This window comes from Streptomonospora arabica (assembly GCF_039531585.1).
Taxonomy (GTDB): Bacteria; Actinomycetota; Actinomycetes; order Streptosporangiales; family Streptosporangiaceae; genus Streptomonospora; species Streptomonospora halophila.
Genome location: NZ_BAAAQI010000016.1, coordinates 63916 through 81347, shown reverse-complemented (window position 1 = coordinate 81347; position 17432 = coordinate 63916). Strand labels below are relative to the sequence as shown.

Below are 17432 nucleotides of genomic sequence, written 5' to 3'. Positions count from 1 at the left end.
CGGACCGGCCCGCGGGAAGGACTGGGACGGCCTCCGCGAGCGGCTCGACCTGCAGAACGAGCCCGACACCGCCTGACCGCGGGGCCCGCGCCGGGAGCGCAGGTGCTCCACGGTGTCGCGGCGGCACCCGCCGCCGCAGCGGCTCCCGGGCGCGGAGCGCTAGGCGCGGTCGCGGGAGGCGTCCGCGTGGGCGAGTGCGCTGGGCGTGAGGCGGCCGACGATCGCCGGCGCCTCCTGGACGAGCGCGTCGTCGGTGAGCGCCTCCACCATGAACAGCGCGAAGTCCACCCGGCGCGTCCGGTCGCTGGCCAGGACCGGGTCGCCGACATGCCGGCTCCACGCGGGCAGCCCCTGGCTCTCGCCCTCCTCCAGGGTGCTGCCGCGCACCACGGTCCACCGGGTGTCGCTGGCGAACACCCGGCGGCACGCCTCCACCTGGTCGTCGATCTCGACGTAGCGGAGGAGTCTGCCCAGCAGGGAGGCGATCCGCAGGGCCGCCTTGAACGCCCGCGAGTACGTGTCCCCGCCGTCGCGCGTGATGTGCCAGCCGCAGGAGAAGACCAGGCGCGCGTCCGGCCGCGCGTGGTCGAGCACCGCCTGCGCCGTGCCCGACGCGTACTGCTGCACGCCCCAAGGCACCAGAACGGTCAGTACACCGTCGCACCCGGCGACCGCGCGCCGGATCACGTCCGGATCGTTCGTGGGCCCCGCGACGACGGTCATCCGGCCCTCGAACTCCGCCAGCTTCGGCACGCTGCGCTCGCGGCAGACGCCGACCACCTCGTAGCCGCGTTCCAGCGCGTGCTGGACCATGTACCTCCCGAGCTTCCCGGAAGCCCCGACGATGCAAACCCTCTTCACCCGATCCGTGCCCATGGCGCAGTCCTTTCGCCGGTGTGTGTACCTTACGCTATAAGACACGTTAGCCTTATCCTGTAAGTCGAACAAGAGGCGCGAAGGGAGGAACGGATGCGCGAGGGAGGCGAAGGCCGCCGCAGGATGTCGGCGCGCACCCCGCTCAGTCGCGAGCGCGTGATCCGCACGGCGGTGGCGGTGGCGGACGAGAAGGGCTCGGCCGCGCTCACCATGCGGGCCATCGCCGAACCGCTGGGCGTCGAGGCGATGTCGCTCTACCATCACGTCGCAGGCCGGGAGGACGTCCTCGACGGCATGGTGGACGCGGTCTTCGGCGAGATCGACCTGCCGCCGGGCGGTACGGACTGGAAGAGCGCCATGCGCCACCGCGCAACCTCCGTCCGCGCCGTGCTCCGGAGCCATCCCTGGGCCGTCGGCCTGATGGACTCCCGCTCCCGGCCCGGTCCCGCGACCCTGCGCCACCACGACGCCGTCATCGGCGCCTTGCGCGCCGGCGGGTTCTCCGTCCGGATGGCCGCGCACGCCTTCTCCCTGATCGACAGCTACCTGTACGGCTTCGTGATCCAGGAGCTGAGCCTGCCGTTCAGCGGCTCGGCTGAGCTGGAGGAGGTCGCGGGCGCCATCCTGCAGGGGATGCCCGCCGACACCTACCCCCACCTCACCGAGCTCGCCGAGTACGCCCTCGGCCCCGGATACGACTACGCCGACGAGTTCACGTTCGGACTCGCCCGCATCCTCGACTCCCTGCACCCCGACGAAGGTGCGGGCGCTTAGTCTCCGCGGTCTCCGCGTCCGCGCCGGTCCCCGTGCTTGCGGGCTCCCTCCACCGCGAACGGCGCCGCCGCGCGGCAAAGCGGCGGCAAAGCGAACAACCGCCGCTCACCGGGGGCTTTTCCGCGGCGCGGCCGGCTGCGCAATAAACCGTTCCGGTGCGATCGGAGCCGGGCCGTGCGGCGCCGACATCGCCGCGTGCGCCGCCCGTCGCGCCCACCTCCGGAGAGTGCGCTGCGCATTCTCTGCGAAAACGACGCGACGGCGCGGGGAATTCGGAGTCCGCTGCGGCGTTCAAGTGCGGCCCGGTTCTCGGGATAACGCGACGCGACGCCACGCGGGGGTAAAAACCGCGAATGATTGGGAAAGGGGGTTGGTTCGCCCTCGGAGGGCGCGCAGACTGGGGCTAGAGGACTGCGAGTTGGGTGATCGGCCGGTTCGGTTTCCGGTTGGCGGTCGGCTGCTCGGGTCCCGAAGGTGATACGTCCGTAAAGCGCGGGCGGTTTTCGGTAAGGGGGCGAAAAATGACCACCGCGAACCGTGGCGAGGTCGAGGCCGACATCAAGAACACGCTGGGTATCGTGCCGCACTTCTTTTCCCAAATTCCCGACGAACTGATGGCGCCGGAATGGGAGATCTTCAAGCGGCTCGAACTGGGTGAGACGCTTATCCCGAACAAGTACAAGGAACTCATGGGCGTCGCACTGCATGCCGAGACCAAGTGCCAGTACTGCACCCTCTTCCACACCGAGGCGGCGAAACTGTTCGGCGCGTCGGACGAGGAGATCCAGGAGGCCGTCCACTACGCCAAGAACAGCCTGGGCTGGAGCGCCTACCTGAACGGCATGCAGGAGGACCACGAGACCTTCAGCAGCGAGCTCGCCCAGATCGGCGAGTACCTCGGCTCCCCGGGCTGACCGTGCGACTGGAACGAGAGCGGCTGACCGTGCTCCGGGCGACCCTGCACGCGCACGAGCTCGCGACCCTGATGGCCGCCGCGCGGTACGTGGTGCACAGCGCGCCGACCGGTATGCCCGAGGAGGCGCGCCTGCAGCTCGCGCGCGTGCTCGACGACTACGACGAGCAGGTTCGGCGCCTGCCTCCGCACGCCCCGAAGGGGCCCGGCACGAAGCACGGTCCGCCGCCCGGACAGGTGCCGTGACAGGCCGCACGGCCGGCCACGGCACCACCGCCCGCGGACGCGCTTTTCGAGCCCGCGTCCAGTCGGGTTACCAGGCCAGTTCGACGGAGCAGGCGTTGAGGCCGGAACCCGCACCCATCAGCAGGACCCGATCGCCGCGTTCGAGGCCGCCGGCGTGGGCGGCCAGGGTGAACGGGATGGTCGCGGGGCCCATGTTCCCGTAGGTCGGGAAGGTCAGCGGCACACGTCCGGGATCGATCCCCATCGCGGCGCACATCTCCCGGGTGTGGGCGGTGGAGACCTGGTGGGAGATGTAGCAGTCCATGTCCGACCAGCCGAACGACGCGGGCACGGCGGCCCAGGCGGCGGCGGCGATGGAGGCTCCCGCGTCGAGCAGTCCCTTCGCGTCGGTGCTCATGCCGTCGAGGTCGCCCACGCACAGCCGGTGGTGCTCGGTGTGGGCGCGGGTGGAGGCGGCCAGCAACGGGTGCCCCGCGGGGTGCTGGTCGCGCCGCCCCAGGACCATGGCGGCGGCGCCGGAGCCCAGGGTGAGGGTGGCGAACTGGGTGAGGACGTCCTCGCGGGTGGCGTCCTCGCGTGCCAGGCGTTCCAGCGTCCTGGTCTGCATGGGCCGCGCGCATTCGCCGTCGACGATCAGCGCGTGCCCGATGCGGCCGGCGTCGATCATCGTGGCCGCCAGCTCGACGGCGTTGAGGAAGCCGAGGCAGGCGTTGCCCAGGTCGAAGTTGAGGCAGCTGGTCGGCAGGCCGAGCGCGTGGTGCACCGCGACGGCCGACGCCGGTTCGAGGTGGGCGCGGCTGACCGAGGTGTCGATCAGCAGCCCGACCTCATCGGCGCTGATTCCGGCCTCGGCGAGTGCCTTGGCCCCGGCCATGGTGGCGGCGTCGGTGAAGCTGACGTCGCGGGGCCACCACCGGCGTTCGCGGACGCCTGCGACGCTCTCCAGCAGTCCCGGGCGAAGCCGCAGCCGTGCGTAGGTCGCGGCCAGCCGCTCGTCGAACTCGGCGGAGGAGACCACGTGCGGGGCCTCGAGACCGCAGGTGGTCACCACCGCGGTGTTCTCGTAGCGCTGGGTGTGGTTGCCGGCGGCCGAGCCGCTGTCGCGGCCGTGGGCGGGTTCCGTCGCCGGTGTCTGCGTCATGTGGTTCCCCTCCGAGGAGTTCGATATGGCGTCTGGGCGGCTGTGGCCGCGGTCGGGTCCGAACGGGGCGGCGTTCCGCACCGGCTCAACAGGGCGCGGCGCAACGGCCCGGTCGCCGGGGGCTGCCCCGCCGAACCGCGCGGATGCGCCGGCCGGGACGCGACTCTGCGCATCCGCATCGCGACGTTGCGCATCCGCCTGGTGCGGCAGCACCGGCTCAGGCTCCCCTCCTGTGCCCGAAGCCGGTGTACAGCGGAATCGTCGCGAACCGCCCGCGGCGGCCGCGGCGGCGACCGCCCCGGTCGGCATCACCGGCCCCGCAAGGGCCAGCAGCGGCAGTATGGCGGTTCGCCGACCCTGTGTGAGCGTGAACAGCGAAAACGGCCCCGAACGATCGTCGTCTCCGGGTTCGTGCGTCCAGCGGCGCCCGCCGCCGCGGGGGACGGGGAACGGCGCGGCGGGGTGTGCGGCCGGGGCGCGCGGGCGCTGCGAGTGCGCAGGAAAGTCCGGCGGCGGGGTGTGCGGCCGGGCGCGGAAGCCCCGCGCCGACACCGGGTCGCGCCTCGCGCGGTACGGCCGCCCGGGCCGCCCGGGGCGGCGCGGTCCTAGCCCTTTCCGCCCTCGTCGTCGGGGCGTTGCACCACCGCTTCGGGCCGGGGTCGTGGCGCATGGCGGAGACGCGCTCGTCCTGCCTGCGGGGCTGTCGGCGCGTCTCGCGCTGCGTTCGGCCCGTGACCGTTAGTGTCCTCGGATCCGCGGGTAGCGGCCGGCGAGCGCGGGAGGAGTAGTCAATGAGTCATGAGCCGACACCCAGCCGTGCGGCGATCAAGGGGCACCCCATCCATCCGATGCTGATCGCGCTGCCGATCGGGCTGGTCATCGCCGCGTTGGCCGCGGACATCGGGTATCTGGCCGAAGGGTCGCGGGCCTGGGCCCTGGCCGGCCTGTGGCTGGTCGGCGGCGGGTTCTTCAGCGGTCTGGTGGCGGCCGTACCCGGTTTCGTGGACTTCATCGGGAGCCGGAAGATCCGCAAGCACGCGAAGGCGCTGCGGCACGGAGCCGCCAACGGCGTCGTGCTGGTTCTGCTGCTGGTCTCCTTCCTGCTGAGGATTCCCGATCCGGAAGGCGCGGTCCTGCCGCCGGGGCTGATACTTTCGGCGCTCAGCACGGCGATTCTCGGCTATTCGGGATGGTTGGGCGGCGAGCTGTCCTACAGGCACATGTTCGGCGTCAACCCCTCGTAGCAGGGGCGCGGCGCGGCCGCCGTCCGGACCGGGGCGGCCTGCACCTGCCCGACCTCCCGTCCGCGAGGTGGCGGTCGGCGAACGGCCGCACAGCGGCCCGGGCACAGGTTCAGCCGTGCTCGGCTCGCGCGGGCTGCTCGGTCGGAACCAGCGCCTCGTCCGCGCCCTGGATTTCGGCCATCAGCCGCTGCGCCTCCAACAGAAGCCCGCCGCGGATGCGGTCGTCGAACAGGTCGACCTCGCCGGCCGCGTCCGAGGCCACCAGCTCCTCCAGCACCTCCCGTGCGCGGGAGCTCTCCTGTTCCAGCGCCGAGAGCGCCCGGTCCAGGTGGTCGGGATCGATGTCGGCCAACCGGTCCAGGCTGCGGTGCAGCTGCGCCAGGAACTGCCCGTAGCGCCGGAGGAACGCCGGCTCCGCGTCGTCGCCGTCCCGGCTGATGCGGCGCAGGATGGTCGCGATCGAGCGGATGCGCTCGCCGGTGGCCGCCAGGCGGTCGGCCAGTTCGAAGTAGCCGTCCAGCGACGGCCGGGTGCGCATGAGCAGCCGGCGCGGATTCCACCGCAGGCTGCGCCGCCCCTCGTCCAGCGCCTCGCGCACCCGCGTCCCCATCCCCTCCAGGCGCCGCGCCCGCTGCCACCATTCGTCGGCCTCGTCTTCGGCGGGCGGTCGCTGCTGGATGATGCCGGCGACCTCGCCGACCAGGTCGCCGGAGGAGCGGGCGAGGTTGGTGACGCCGTACTCGGCGCGGCGGTAGCGCAGCGGCGGCAGCACGAGGATGTTGACCACCAGGCCGATGGCGCACCCGACGAGCACGAGGCCCACCAGCTGCGCGAGCATGCCCATGCGGTCGGCGGCGCCGTCGTCGCTGATGAACACCGAGTAGGCGAAGAACGCCGCGGTGGTCACCAGCTGGCCTTGAGCGCCCAGCCTCGACCACCGGCCGATGACGAGGGCGACCGTGGCCACGACCGCGAACGTCCACAGCCGCGGCTCGAACACGAACCCCAGCAGCCCTTGCAGGCACACGCCCAGCACCGCGGCCCCGACGAACCGCAGCGACCGCGCCAACGACTCCCGCACGGTGGCGTGGACCATCACCACGGCGGCGAAGGGGGCGAAGGCCGGTGATGTGGCCTGCAGCAGCGTATGGGAGACCGCCCAGGCGGCGGTGGCGGCCAGCGCGGACTTGGCGACCGTCACGACGGCGGTCCGCTCGGGGCCGGCGTGGCGCCACGCGCGCAATGCGCTGCTGCTCAGACGGACCCGGGCCGTACGGCGCGGGACGTCGTCGGCGGATGTGGATCGGGGCATGGAACGCACCTCGCGGGGGTCGGGTAACCGGGGATGCGCGAGCGCCTACCCGGGAACGGGTAAAAGGCGACGCCCGTGCCGGGGAGGCGATTGCCACCCGATCGCCTCGGCCGCGGAATGCGAGTGGTGTAATCCAGGGCTGATCCGACGTCCTCGGGGTGACGATTCCCGCAGGTCACACGATGGCCGTCCGGCGACGCCCGTCCGGGCGGCTCACAGGATGCGGGAGAACAGCACCAGGATGTTGCTCGAGTAGACGCCGACGAACGCCGCCGCGGTGAGGGCGGTCGCGGCCGTGCCCAGCAGGATGGAACGCGGGTCGGGGAAGCGCCGCACACAGGCCCAGGCGAGCAGCGCCGTTCCCGCGGCGACGGAGCCGGACCAGTAGAGGGGCGAGGTGGTGTCGGCGATGTAGAGCAGCCCGTACACGCCCTCGCCGACCAGCACACCGCTCATGGCGCCTATCGCCGCGGGAGCGAGCCCGCTCCGGCGGCGCACGGTGGCGGCGCCCCAGCCCAGCACCGGGCCCACCACCACGGCCGCCGTCAGCCAGAAGGCCGTCGCGACCGGCGAGGCGGTATAGCCGCGCAGCACCGAGGCGAGGTCGTAGCCCAGGACCATGGCCGCCAGCGACAGCGACGCCGCGAGCATGCACAGCCACGGGCGCGGGCCGCGCATCGCCAGCAGGAACGCGATCAGGCTCCACGACCCGGCCGAGTTGGCCAGCGGCGCGAGCGCGGACGGCAGCAGGCCCTGCCCGTGGGAGGTCAGACAGCCGACGAGGAGTCCCCCGCCGACCGCCGTCGCCAGCGGCGGCAGCGCGGTCCCGGCGGAGGAAGCCGCCTCAGCGTCGGTGGTCATGGTCTCGGCTCCTTCATCCGTCGTCGGGTCACGGCACCGAGTGCGCCACGCTACAGCAGCGGGAAGGCCGGCGGATCCGGGGCCAGGACGTCGACCGGAGCGGCCGAGCACGGCTTTCGGCACCGCCGTATGTGCTTTCGGGAGAGGAGGGAAACCCGCGGCGGTGCGGCCTTCTGTACCCGGCGGTAATGGAGGAATTCACTGCGGAACGACCGCCCGGCCTTCACCTCCGGAATGCGCGCGAAACCGGTTCACCGCAGCCCCGTCGAGCGCGGCCGCCCCCTCCCGCTGTCGCGAACCGCGGGGCGGGGGCGGCCGTACGTCACTGCGCCTCGGTCGCCGACGCCTGCGGCTCGGGGGCCGTGACCGGGCGTACCAGGAGCAGGAGGGCCGCGGCCGCGACGAAGATCCCGCCGACCACCACGTAGAGCGCCTGCGGCGTCCAGCCGAGGTCGAGGAGCGCTCCGGCGGCGGTGGGAGAGACGATCGCGCCGATCCGGCCGATGCCGATGGCGGTGCCCACGCCGGTCGTACGCACGCCCGGTCCGTAGACGGCCGGGGCCAGCGCGTACAGGCCGGCGATGCAGCCGTTGGCGAACAGCCCGATGAACGCGCCCAGCAGGAACGCCGCGGCCAGTACCGACGTCGAGGCGATGAACACCCCCAGCAGGACCGCGGTGAGCACCATGTAGCCGATCAGCACCGACCGCAGCGCGAACCGCGCCGCAAGCAGGCCCAGGGCGGCCGCGCCCAGGATGCCGCCGACGTTGAGTAGGGTGCCGCCGGTGATGCCCTGGTCGGCCGAGAGCCCGGCCTCGGTCAGCAGCGTGGGCGTCCAGCTCGTGATGAAGTAGAACCCGGCCATGGCCAGGAAGAACAGCAGCCACAGCAGCAGCGTGGTGCGGCGGTGGTCGGCGGCCACCAGCCGCAGGAACCCGGCGCCCATGTTGTTCGGGGCGTGCTCGGGGGCCGGGAGAACCTCAAGCGGTTCGCGCCGCATCCGGCGGGCCAGGGTGTTGACGCGCTCTAATGCCCGGGCGGGGCGGCGGGTGGTGAGGAAGTCCAGCGACTCCGGCAGGAGCAGCAGGACCAGCGGGATCAGCGCCGCCGTGCATACACCGCCGAACAGGAACACCGAGCGCCAGCCGAACTGGTCGATGAGGACCACCGCGGCCACACCGCCGCCGGTGGCGCCGATGGCATAGCCCGTGGAGTTGAGGCTGACCGCGAGGCCGCGCCAGCGTTTCGAGGCGTACTCGCTGGCGATGACGTTGCTGCCGGCCAGGATGCCGCCGATGCCGATGCCGGTGAGCACCCGCAGTATCCCCAGGTGCAGCATCGACTGGCTGACTCCGGAGAGCAGCATGCCCGCGCTGGCCAGAACCAGGCACAGCACGATCATCGGGCGGCGGCCGATCCGGTCGGCCCACGGCGCCAGCAGCATCGAACCGGCGGCCATGCCGACCAGTCCCGCGCTGAGCAGGAGGCCGAGCTGGGCGCCGGACAGGCCCCACTCGGTCTGCACCGCCCGCCCCGTGAAGGCCATGACCAGGACGTCGAAGCCGTCGAGCACGTTGAGCAGCCAGCACACGGCGACCGCTGTCCACTGGAATCCCGACATCGTGCCGGTGTCGAGTTCGGTGCGCAGTGACCGGGCCATCAGGCGGCGTCCCGGCCGGTGAGCGGGCTGAGGGGGGATGGAACACGCATCGGAGCACTCCCTGTGTCGCGTGTCAGGGACGGGGGTCGCGACATCGATGGCTGCAGAACCGAGCGCCCCGCGGTTCGAGCGCACGGCGGCGCGTTCCATAGTGCGCCTGTCGACGGCGAAGGTAAACCGCCTTTTCGGAATGCGGAAGACCCGTATCGCCGGGGCTGCGGCGACGGCGCGCCCGCTCGGCCCCGCCGCCGTCCGGGCGCCGCCCCCGGAGAGCGAAGGTGCCTCGCAGGCTGCGGCCGGTGCGGTCGGCCGGACCGTCCACGTGCGGGCGGCGGCCGGGGCAGGGCGGACGCCGGCGGCGGTCCTCAGCCGGTGTAGGTGCCGCCGAACCGTGCGGGAACCAGGTCGGCGCGCTCGGCGCCGGTCCGGATCAGGTCGAGGATCACCTCGGCCACCCACTCGGGCGGGTGCGGCTGCGGCGCATGGCTGGACTCCAAGCGCGAAGCCGACGCCTGGCCCGCGCGGACGGAGTCGATGAACTGGAGGGCCGCGTTCCGTCGATGAGGACGTGGGCGTAGCGGCGCCACAGGTGGGGGTGGACCGCGGCGTCGTCGCGGAGCACCTTCGACGCGACATGGATGTGCGGATCGTCGCCGCCATGGGTTCTCCCTGCTCGCGCGGCCGGACCGAACCTGCTCAGGGAAGCACGCGGTAGGTCACGTGCGTGACGGAGGTCGCCGCACGCGACTCCGCCTGTTCGAGCCCCAGCGGCGGAACACCGTCGAACAGCCGCGTGCCGGCGCCGAGCGTGAACGGCACGATGTGCAGCCGCAGCTCGTCGATCAGGCCTGCCGCGAGGTACTGGTTGGCGGTGGTCGCGCCGCCCTGGACCGCGACGTCGCCGTCCCCGGCCGCTTCGCGCGCGCGTGCCAGCGCGGACTCGATTCCGTCGGTGACGAAGTGGAACGTGGTGCCGCCGTCCATCGGCTGCGGATCGCGCGGGTGGTGGGTGAGCACGAAGACCGGGCCGTGAAACGGCGGATCGTCGCCCCACCAGCCGTTCCACTCCCGGTCCCACTCGCCGCGCACGGGGCCGAACATGTTGCGGCCCATGATGAACGCCCGGGCGGCCGTCATCCGGTTGACCTCCGCCCGGTTCTCTTCGGAGGTTCCGGCGAACCAGGCGTGCAGCCTGCCGCCCCAGCCGTCGCCGCCGTCGTCGCCGAAGGGGCGCTCCTCGCTCTGGTTGAGCCCGGCCGAGTACCCGTCGACCGAGACCGACAAGTCGCAGGTCACTCTCGCCCTACGTGTGGTCATCGCCCTGCCCTCCCCGTGGCGGCCGGCCGTCGCCTTCGCGGCGAACCACCGCTCACGCATCAGCATGGTGCATGGACGGCCCCCGCCGGAAGGACATCCGCCGGACAATCGCAAGGGCCGAGTTCCCAGGACGGGCGGGCTACAGGCGCGGCGGCCGACGGGCCGCAGCACAGCCGACCTCGCACGCGGGGAGGGGCGGACCGGGCCGCATGGGGCCCGAAATAGCGACCGCAGCGGCCGCCTCGGGCAGTCCCATCACCGGCCGTGAACGCCGACCGGCGCGGTAGCCCGGCGGTCGGCGTTCACGGCCGGGGCACTAGTGCGCGGCGTCGTATTCGGCGACGATCGAGGCCGGGATGCGCCCGCGGTCGTTGACCTGCTTGCCCTGCTGCTTGGCCCACTCCCGGATCACGGCGGTGCGCTCCCGGTTGCTGGGCTGGTTCTTGCGCTTGGATCCGCCGCCCTTGGGCGCGCGGATCTTGCGGGCGGACTCGACGAACGGCGCGATCGCTGTTCTCAACTTGTCGGCGTTCTCCGAATTGAGATCGATCTCATAGGAGGTTCCATCGAGTCCGAAGGACACGGTTTCCTCGGCCTCGCCTCCCTCGACGTCGTCGTAAAGAAGTACCTGTACCTTCTGCGCCACTGTGCCTCCTCGAATGCCGGCATTGCCGGGCCGCGGAACGGCATCCGGCGCCGAGCGCGCCGGGCTGCTTACCGCTGCGCGACGGCGACCCGGGTGCCCTGGCTGGACGGTGGTTCCGGCCCGAGCGCGAGGGCTGCGGCCGCCCTCGCCGGCGCCTCTGCAAATGCTGCCCGTCGGCAACTCTTTCACGGTTCCTATTTCCTATTCCTACGGCAGGAACGCGTTTCACGTCAAGCCGGGCGCGCTGCCTTGGCGCATTCGAATCCCGGAAGGAGGGGAATGCGGGCCGGAAAGCCGCGCCGCGCGTCGGGGAAATGACGCGGCCTGGCAGGCGCCCCCGGGTTTTCCCGCGTTCGCGGCCGCCGCGGACTCGGGCGACAAGCGGCGCGTATTCGGCGGGTGCTGCACCCGCCGGACTTAGGCGGGCCCGGTCGGGTGGGTGCGGCACTCCCGGACACCGCACGGCCTGGCGCCGCACTCGCCGCTTCCCCAGAATCGGCAGCACGAGACCGCAAACAGGGAAGAGCAGGGATTGAGCAGGGATGAGGAGCAACACGTTGCGCGAAGCGGACCAGCCCGGCGCCGATGTCATCGGCATGTGGGTCACTGCGGACGGCTACATCCGGCAGGAGCTGCGCGCCGACGGGCGCTATGACGAGGCGCGCGGCGACCGGCGCAGCGCCTACACCGGCCGGTACACCGTGCGCGGAAACCACCTGGACTACGTGGACGACACCGGCTTCACCGCGACCGGGGACATTCGCGACGGCGTGCTCTACCACGAGCACCTCGTCCTCTACCGCGAAGACCGGGAGGTCACAAAGTAAGCACCGCGCGCCCCTGCGGCCCGTCGGCGCCCGGCCCTTGGCCCCACCGGCGGCGAGCCCGGTGCCGCCGGCTGGGTGTGCTGCCGCTTGGCCGGCCGCCCGCCCGGCTCCGGAGGACTCGCCGGGCCGGGCGGGCGGCTCGTGCCATCGGGGGTGCGGGCCCCGGCTCAGCCGGACGAGCCCTTCGGGCCGGCGGAGCCGCCGGGCTCGGACGCGCCCCCGTCGTCGTCGATCGTCGGGCTGATGTCGAACCGGAACTCCCCCTCGTGCTCGTCCACGCCCTGCTGGACCGCGGCTTCGACGACCTCCACCCGCTTGTTGTCCAGCAGCATCATCGGGTCGCTGCGCAGATCCTTCATGAGGGCGACGCAGAGCAGGACCATGACCAGCGCGAACGGCAGGGCCCCGAGGAACGTCAGGTTCTCGATGCCCGATAGTGCGTCCTTGCCGCCCGCGATCAGCATGATCGCGGCCACGGCGCCGGTGGCCGCACCCCAGAAGATGACCACGGTCCGCCGCGGCTCGATGGTTCCGCGCTGGGAGAGCGTCCCCATGACGATCGACGCGGCGTCGGCTCCGGAGACGAAGAAGATCGCCACCAGGACCATCACGATGACCGTGGTGATCCCGGTGAGGGGGAGGTGCTCCAGCACCGCGAAGGCCTGGGCTTCCGCCTCGCCCGCCCCGAACACGTCGGCGCCGCCGCGCTGGAGGTCGATCGAGGCGCCGCCGAAGATCGCGAACCACACCACACTGACCGTGCTGGGCACCAGGAGCACCCCGGTGATGAACTGCCTGATGGTGCGCCCGCGGCTGATCCGCGCGATGAACATCCCGACGAACGGGGTCCAGGAGATCCACCAGGCCCAGTAGAACACGGTCCAGGTGCCCAGCCACTTGTCCATTTCGCGGCCGCCGGTGGCTCCGGAGCGCGAGGCCATGTCGCCGAAGTCGGCGATGTAGCTCCCGATGCTCGTGGGCACCAGGTTGAGCATGAACACGGTCGGCCCCATCACGAAGACGAAGACCGCCAGGAGGCCGGCGAGCACCATGTTGGTGTTGGACAGCCACTGGATACCCCGGGAGACGCCGGAGACGGCCGAGATGACGAAGCAGATGGTCAGCACCACGATGATGACCACCAGGACCGTGTTGCTCGCACTGTCGATCCACCCGGACTCCTGCATGCCCGAGCGGATCTGCAGGGTGCCGATCCCCAGCGAGGCCGCGGAACCGAACAGCGTGGCGAACAGCGCCAGGATGTCGATCAGCTTGCCGACGGGCCCGGCGGCGCTGCTCCGCCCGAGCAGTGGGGCGAACACCGAACTGATCAGCTGCGTGCGGCCGCGGCGGAAACTGGCGTAGGCGATGGCCAGGCCGACGACGGCGTAGATCGACCAGGGGTGCAGTGTCCAGTGGAACAGGGTGGTGGCCATCGCCGTCTCGATGGCCGCCTCGCTGCCGCCGTCCACCGTTCCCGGCGGCGGTTTGACGAAATGGGTGAGGGGCTCGCTGACGCCGAAGAACATCAGGCCGATCCCCATGCCGGCGCTGAACATCATGGCGATCCACGAGACGGTGCGGAACTCCGGCTCCTCGCCGTCCTTGCCGAGGGGGATCCGCCCGTAGCGGCTCACCGCCAGCCAGACCACGAAGACGACGAACGCCGTGGTCGCCAGCACCAGGCCCCACCCGGTGTTCCGCAGGAGCCAGTCGAGCGCGGTCTGGGCCGACGAGGCGAGCGTATCCTTCGATACGACCCCCCACCCGACCAGGACGAACATGATGACCGCGTTCACCCCGAAGACGATCCAGTCGGTACGGATCCGCGGTGCCGGTTGCGCCGTCGCGCTGTCGGTGGTCGGTTCTCCCGCGGGATCTCGTCGGTCGGGTGACGGGGAATTCTTCATTCGCTGATACTCCGGTGCCGATAGATGGTGCCTCTCCTGTTTTTCGTTTCTGCGGGGTTCCGCGAAAGTCCGTGTCGGACGCCGGAGAGAAGAGCGCTCCTGTGCCTCGGTTCCTCGCCTGCGGTGGTCGGCAGGTTTCGGAGCGTGTCCGCCGCGGTGCGCGGAACGCGGCTGCGCCGACGCGTTCGCGCGCTCGGCCGCTGCCGTCCTCGGATGCCGTACATCGTGACCTGGGTGGAGTCGCCGCTGGGAACGCCGTACAGCCGCCCCGCGATCCTCGAAATGCGACGATCCGATCCGGCAGCGGCTGTCGACCCGCAATGGTAGACGCCGTCGGCTTCTTCCCGGTTCCGGGGGAGAGTCGGTGTGGTTCGGAAGCGGCAGGGCGGGCGGACGGCTGCAGGGAATCGCGGAACGGTGAAGAACGCACCGCCCCCGCGAATGCACGGGATCGCCGCCTCGCCGCCCGGGTCGAGCAGTGCCGCCTCGCCATCGCTACCGCGCCGGCAGTGCCCGGTGCCGCGTTCGGGTACAGGGCCTGCTGGACCGGGGCGGAAGCGACGCCGCTGTCTCGGCGGCGGGCGCAAGGGACGCGGCGCCGATTCCACACCCGCCTGCTGCGTGGGGCGCGCCGGTCGGGGAGGGGACGGAACGCCGCCGTGCTCGGAACCGGCGCGGATCGGCGGCCGGGGCTCCGGCATTCCGGCCGATGCGCGCGCCCAGCTTCCCCCGGCCGTCCGGAACCCGGTTGCGAAACGCTGGCAGTTCGACAGGGGCGGCGTCTGTGCGCCCACAGCGCACTCCGCGGCAACCTGGGCGCGCCCCGGACGCCGGTTACCGCGGGGCACGCGGCAACGGCGGGGCCCGCGCGTCCGGAAGTACTCCCCGTGCGCCGGCCCCCCGCATCCAGCCGGGCCGCGGAGGCGGGTGCGGTTGCGTTGCGCTGGGCCCCTCCTTCTCGCCGGAGCCGGATGAGGGATGTAACTTTCCTACTTGATATGTGACACTACGGGTGGAAATTTTACGTCGCAGGGAACTCCTGCGGCCGGGCGCACGCCTCGGAAGGGTGCTCCAGCTCATGGCCACTACTGACACCAGCGGGGCCGACAGTCCGGTGCAATCGGAGGGTCCGATCCGCGACCTGCGGGCCGACCTCACCTCGTTGGCGACCGAGGCCCGCCGGAGCGATCTGAGCGGTATCGACCGGATGGCCACCGAGGCCATCGTGCGCACCATGAACGCCGAGGACGCGACCGTGGCACCCGCGGTGGGAGCCGCGGCCGGAGCCATCGCCGCGGCCGTGGACGCCATCGCCGCCCGAATGGCCGCCGGCGGCCGGCTCGTGTACGTCGGCGCGGGAACCGCGGGCCGACTGGGAGTGCTGGACGCCTCGGAGTGCCCGCCCACGTTCAACACCGATCCGGAGCAGGTGATCGGGCTGATCGCCGGCGGGCCGGCGGCGATCGACAGCGCGGTCGAGGGAGCCGAGGACGACGAGCGGGCCGCCGTCGCCGATCTGGACGCGCTGGGCCTCGCCGCCGAGGACACCGTGGTGGGCGTCTCCGCCTCCGGGCGGACTCCCTACACCGTCGCGGCGGTCGCCTGCGCCGCCGAACGCGGCGCCCTCACTGTCGGCGTCTCCTCCAACCCGGGCTCACCCCTGGGCGCGGCCGCCGCCCACCCGATCGAGATCGACACCGGTCCCGAGCTGCTCGCCGGCTCGACCCGCCTGAAGGCGGGAACCGCGCAGAAGCTCGTGCTGAACACGCTCTCCACCGTCGCCATGATCCGCATGGGCAAGACCTACGGCAACCTCATGGTCGACGTCCGCAGCTCCAACGAGAAGCTGCGTGCCCGTGCGCACCGGATCGTGGAGATGGCCACCGGTGCGGGCGGCGACGAGGTGCACCGGGCCCTGTCCGCGAGCGGCGGCGACGTCAAGACCGCCATCCTCACCATCCTCGGCCGCGTCGACGCAGCGGAGGCGGCCCGCCTCCTCGGCGCCTGCGGCGGTCGGCTCCGCGAGGCGGTCGAAGCGGCCGCCCCCGGGGGCTGACGCCCCCGCACACCCCCCACCCCCGAGCCCGGAAGGAAGCTGGCAATGAGTGACTCGGGTGCCACCGGACACGCGGCGACAGCACGGGAGCTGCTCGCGCTGGTCGGCGGCGAGCACAACGTCACCTCCGTCACCAACTGCATCAGCCGGCTGCGGATCGGCGTCGCCGACCGCGCCCGCGTCCGTGAGCAGGACATCCGCGACCACCCCAAGGTCCTCGGCGTGGTCGACGACGAGACCTTTCAGATCGTGCTGGGCCCGGCCGCGGTGTCGAAGGTCGCCGAGGAGTTCGCCCGGCTCGTCGACTTCGAACGCGTCGGCGCGGGCGGCGGGAGCGGCGCGGACTCCGCGGCGGCGGAGGGGGCGGCGTCCGGCGCGGGTTCGGACGCCGACGCGCTGGCCGCCAAGGGCCAGGCGATCCGGGCCGAGAACAAGCGGCGCAACGCCACCCCGTTCAAGCTGTTCCTGCGGAGCATCGCCAACATCTTCGTACCGCTGATCCCCGCGCTGATCGCCTGCGGCATCCTGGCCGGGGTGACCGGCGTGTTCACCAACCTGGGCTGGCTGACGCCCGTCCTGCCCGCGCTGGACGCGATCGCCAAGGGGTTCATGTCCCTGATCATGGTCTTCGTGGGCGTGAACACCGCCAAGGAGTTCGGCGGCACCCCGATTCTGGGCGGCGCGGTCGCCGCGATCATCCCCTTCGCCGGTGTGGCCGACATCCAGGCCTTCGGCGCCGAACTGGCGCCCGGCCAGGGCGGTGTGCTGGGGGCCCTGGGCGCGGCGGCGCTGTGCGCCTACGTCGAACGCTGGACCCGCCGGTGGGTGCCCGGCACCCTGGACATCCTCATCACCCCTACCGTCGCGGTCCTGGTCTCGGGTCTGGTCACGGTGTACGGGCTGATGTTCGTGGCCGGAGAGGTGTCGGCGGCCATCGGAGTGGCGGCCGACTGGCTGCTGGGCCAGGCCGGGGCGCTGGCCGGGCTGATCCTGGGCGGCTTGTTCCTGCCCCTGGTCATGCTGGGCCTGCACCAGGCGCTCATCCCGATCCACACGACTCTGATCGGTGTGGACGGCTACACCGTGCTGCTTCCGGTGCTGGCGATGGCCGGCGCGGGGCAGGTCGGCGCGGCCGCGGCCCTGTATGTGCGGCTCAAGCACAACGAGGGGATCCGCAGCACCATCCGCTCGGCGCTTCCCGCCGGCCTGCTCGGTGTGGGCGAACCGCTGATCTACGGCGTGACTCTGCCGCTGGGCCGCCCGTTCCTGACCGCCTGCGCCGGCGGCGCGGCCGGCGGGAGCTTTCTGGGCCTGGCCAACCAGTTGGGGGTGAGCGCGGGCTCGACCGCGATCGGCCCCTCCGGGCTGGCCCTGTTCCCCCTGCTGCAGGGCAGCCGGGGCATCGGCGCCGCGGTCCTGGTCTACGGCCTGGGCCTTGTGGTCGGCTACATCGCCGGGTTCGTGCTCACCTACTTCTTCGGGCTGAGCCGCCAGGCCGCGGCCGAGCTGAACGCGGCCGAGCGCATCGCGCCGGACTCCTCGCCCGCCGACGCTCCCACGGCCCAGGCGCAGCCGGACGGGGACGGGTCCCGACGCGCGGACGCACCCGCCGCGTCGGGGAGCTGACGCCCCGGGCGGATCACCGGTCG

General features: G+C 72.1%; 16 protein-coding genes. 7 read left to right on the top strand and 9 right to left on the bottom strand.

Annotation, left to right across the window (positions count from 1 at the left end):
* Positions 1 to 159: 159 nt before the first annotated feature.
* Positions 160 to 876: an NAD(P)-dependent oxidoreductase gene (locus ABD284_RS20860; protein WP_344146251.1), complete on the bottom strand. Its 717-nt coding sequence runs from the start codon at positions 874 to 876 to the stop codon at positions 160 to 162.
* Between the two features lie 93 nt (positions 877 to 969).
* Between ABD284_RS20860 and ABD284_RS20855 the strand changes: the two genes are divergently transcribed.
* The 3 genes from ABD284_RS20855 to ABD284_RS20845 all read left to right on the top strand — a co-directional run bounded on the left by ABD284_RS20855 (position 970) and on the right by ABD284_RS20845 (position 2809).
* Positions 970 to 1650, top strand: a complete 681-nt coding sequence (locus ABD284_RS20855) for a TetR/AcrR family transcriptional regulator (protein WP_344146248.1) — start codon at positions 970 to 972, stop codon at positions 1648 to 1650.
* A gap of 578 nt (positions 1651 to 2228) precedes the next feature.
* Complete coding sequence (locus tag ABD284_RS20850; protein WP_344146245.1) at positions 2229 to 2564, top strand: carboxymuconolactone decarboxylase family protein; 336 nt, start codon at positions 2229 to 2231, stop codon at positions 2562 to 2564.
* Positions 2565 to 2566: 2 nt separating this feature from the next.
* A complete protein-coding gene (locus tag ABD284_RS20845) occupies positions 2567 to 2809 on the top strand; it encodes a hypothetical protein (RefSeq protein ID WP_344146242.1) in 243 nt (80 codons plus the stop codon).
* Positions 2810 to 2876: 67 nt separating this feature from the next.
* Here the strand turns inward: ABD284_RS20845 and ABD284_RS20840 are convergent, their stop codons facing one another.
* Complete coding sequence (locus ABD284_RS20840; RefSeq protein WP_344146239.1) at positions 2877 to 3950, bottom strand: 3-oxoacyl-ACP synthase III; 1074 nt, start codon at positions 3948 to 3950, stop codon at positions 2877 to 2879.
* A gap of 791 nt (positions 3951 to 4741) precedes the next feature.
* On the opposite strand from ABD284_RS20840, the gene ABD284_RS20835 reads away from it, so the two are divergent.
* Positions 4742 to 5194: a DUF2231 domain-containing protein gene (locus ABD284_RS20835; protein WP_344146237.1), complete on the top strand. Its 453-nt coding sequence runs from the start codon at positions 4742 to 4744 to the stop codon at positions 5192 to 5194.
* Positions 5195 to 5303: 109 nt separating this feature from the next.
* Here ABD284_RS20835 and ABD284_RS20830 read toward each other — a convergent pair whose 3' ends face one another.
* From ABD284_RS20830 to ABD284_RS20805, 6 genes are all read right to left on the bottom strand, one after another.
* Positions 5304 to 6506, bottom strand: a complete 1203-nt coding sequence (locus ABD284_RS20830) for an FUSC family protein (RefSeq protein ID WP_344146235.1) — start codon at positions 6504 to 6506, stop codon at positions 5304 to 5306.
* A gap of 213 nt (positions 6507 to 6719) precedes the next feature.
* Positions 6720 to 7367: a DUF6518 family protein gene (locus tag ABD284_RS20825; protein ID WP_344146232.1), complete on the bottom strand. Its 648-nt coding sequence runs from the start codon at positions 7365 to 7367 to the stop codon at positions 6720 to 6722.
* 322 nt (positions 7368 to 7689) lie between these two features.
* The gene (locus ABD284_RS20820; protein ID WP_344146229.1) at positions 7690 to 9027 is read right to left on the bottom strand and encodes an MFS transporter; all 1338 of its coding nucleotides are present in this window, start codon (positions 9025 to 9027) and stop codon (positions 7690 to 7692) included.
* 365 nt (positions 9028 to 9392) lie between these two features.
* On the bottom strand, positions 9393 to 9524 hold the full coding sequence (locus ABD284_RS20815) for a hypothetical protein (protein ID WP_344146226.1): 132 nt from the start codon (positions 9522 to 9524) through the stop codon (positions 9393 to 9395).
* A 199-nt stretch (positions 9525 to 9723) separates the two neighbouring features.
* On the bottom strand, positions 9724 to 10344 hold the full coding sequence (locus ABD284_RS20810) for a dihydrofolate reductase family protein (protein WP_344146223.1): 621 nt from the start codon (positions 10342 to 10344) through the stop codon (positions 9724 to 9726).
* A 316-nt stretch (positions 10345 to 10660) separates the two neighbouring features.
* Positions 10661 to 10990, bottom strand: a complete 330-nt coding sequence (locus ABD284_RS20805; RefSeq protein ID WP_344146220.1) for a histone-like nucleoid-structuring protein Lsr2 — start codon at positions 10988 to 10990, stop codon at positions 10661 to 10663.
* Positions 10991 to 11532: 542 nt separating this feature from the next.
* On the opposite strand from ABD284_RS20805, the gene ABD284_RS20800 reads away from it, so the two are divergent.
* Positions 11533 to 11817 carry an Atu4866 domain-containing protein gene (locus tag ABD284_RS20800; protein WP_344146217.1) on the top strand — a complete coding sequence of 95 codons (285 nt, stop codon included), beginning with the start codon at positions 11533 to 11535 and terminating at the stop codon, positions 11815 to 11817.
* A gap of 167 nt (positions 11818 to 11984) precedes the next feature.
* Here ABD284_RS20800 and ABD284_RS20795 read toward each other — a convergent pair whose 3' ends face one another.
* The gene (locus ABD284_RS20795) at positions 11985 to 13616 is read right to left on the bottom strand and encodes a BCCT family transporter (RefSeq protein ID WP_344146214.1); all 1632 of its coding nucleotides are present in this window, start codon (positions 13614 to 13616) and stop codon (positions 11985 to 11987) included.
* A 1189-nt stretch (positions 13617 to 14805) separates the two neighbouring features.
* Between ABD284_RS20795 and murQ the strand changes: the two genes are divergently transcribed.
* Both murQ and ABD284_RS20785 read left to right on the top strand, forming a co-directional pair.
* Positions 14806 to 15783, top strand: a complete 978-nt coding sequence (gene murQ, locus ABD284_RS20790; RefSeq protein ID WP_344146211.1) for an N-acetylmuramic acid 6-phosphate etherase — start codon at positions 14806 to 14808, stop codon at positions 15781 to 15783.
* Positions 15784 to 15828: 45 nt separating this feature from the next.
* The gene (locus ABD284_RS20785; RefSeq protein ID WP_344146208.1) at positions 15829 to 17409 is read left to right on the top strand and encodes a PTS transporter subunit EIIC; all 1581 of its coding nucleotides are present in this window, start codon (positions 15829 to 15831) and stop codon (positions 17407 to 17409) included.
* Positions 17410 to 17432: the final 23 nt, after the last annotated feature.

What these genes read in the sequence shown, in the direction of transcription:
- ABD284_RS20860 (WP_344146251.1), bottom strand. Translation starts at nt 876, where the DNA reads ATGGGCACGGATCGGGTGAAGAGGGTTTGCATCGTCGGGGCTTCCGGG.
- ABD284_RS20855 (WP_344146248.1), top strand. Translation starts at nt 970, where the DNA reads ATGCGCGAGGGAGGCGAAGGCCGCCGCAGGATGTCGGCGCGCACCCCG.
- ABD284_RS20840 (WP_344146239.1), bottom strand. Translation starts at nt 3,950, where the DNA reads ATGACGCAGACACCGGCGACGGAACCCGCCCACGGCCGCGACAGCGGC.
- ABD284_RS20835 (WP_344146237.1), top strand. Translation starts at nt 4,742, where the DNA reads ATGAGTCATGAGCCGACACCCAGCCGTGCGGCGATCAAGGGGCACCCC.
- ABD284_RS20830 (WP_344146235.1), bottom strand. Translation starts at nt 6,506, where the DNA reads ATGCCCCGATCCACATCCGCCGACGACGTCCCGCGCCGTACGGCCCGG.
- ABD284_RS20825 (WP_344146232.1), bottom strand. Translation starts at nt 7,367, where the DNA reads ATGACCACCGACGCTGAGGCGGCTTCCTCCGCCGGGACCGCGCTGCCG.
- ABD284_RS20820 (WP_344146229.1), bottom strand. Translation starts at nt 9,027, where the DNA reads ATGGCCCGGTCACTGCGCACCGAACTCGACACCGGCACGATGTCGGGA.
- ABD284_RS20810 (WP_344146223.1), bottom strand. Translation starts at nt 10,344, where the DNA reads ATGACCACACGTAGGGCGAGAGTGACCTGCGACTTGTCGGTCTCGGTC.
- ABD284_RS20800 (WP_344146217.1), top strand. Translation starts at nt 11,533, where the DNA reads ATGAGGAGCAACACGTTGCGCGAAGCGGACCAGCCCGGCGCCGATGTC.
- murQ (WP_344146211.1), top strand. Translation starts at nt 14,806, where the DNA reads ATGGCCACTACTGACACCAGCGGGGCCGACAGTCCGGTGCAATCGGAG.
- ABD284_RS20785 (WP_344146208.1), top strand. Translation starts at nt 15,829, where the DNA reads ATGAGTGACTCGGGTGCCACCGGACACGCGGCGACAGCACGGGAGCTG.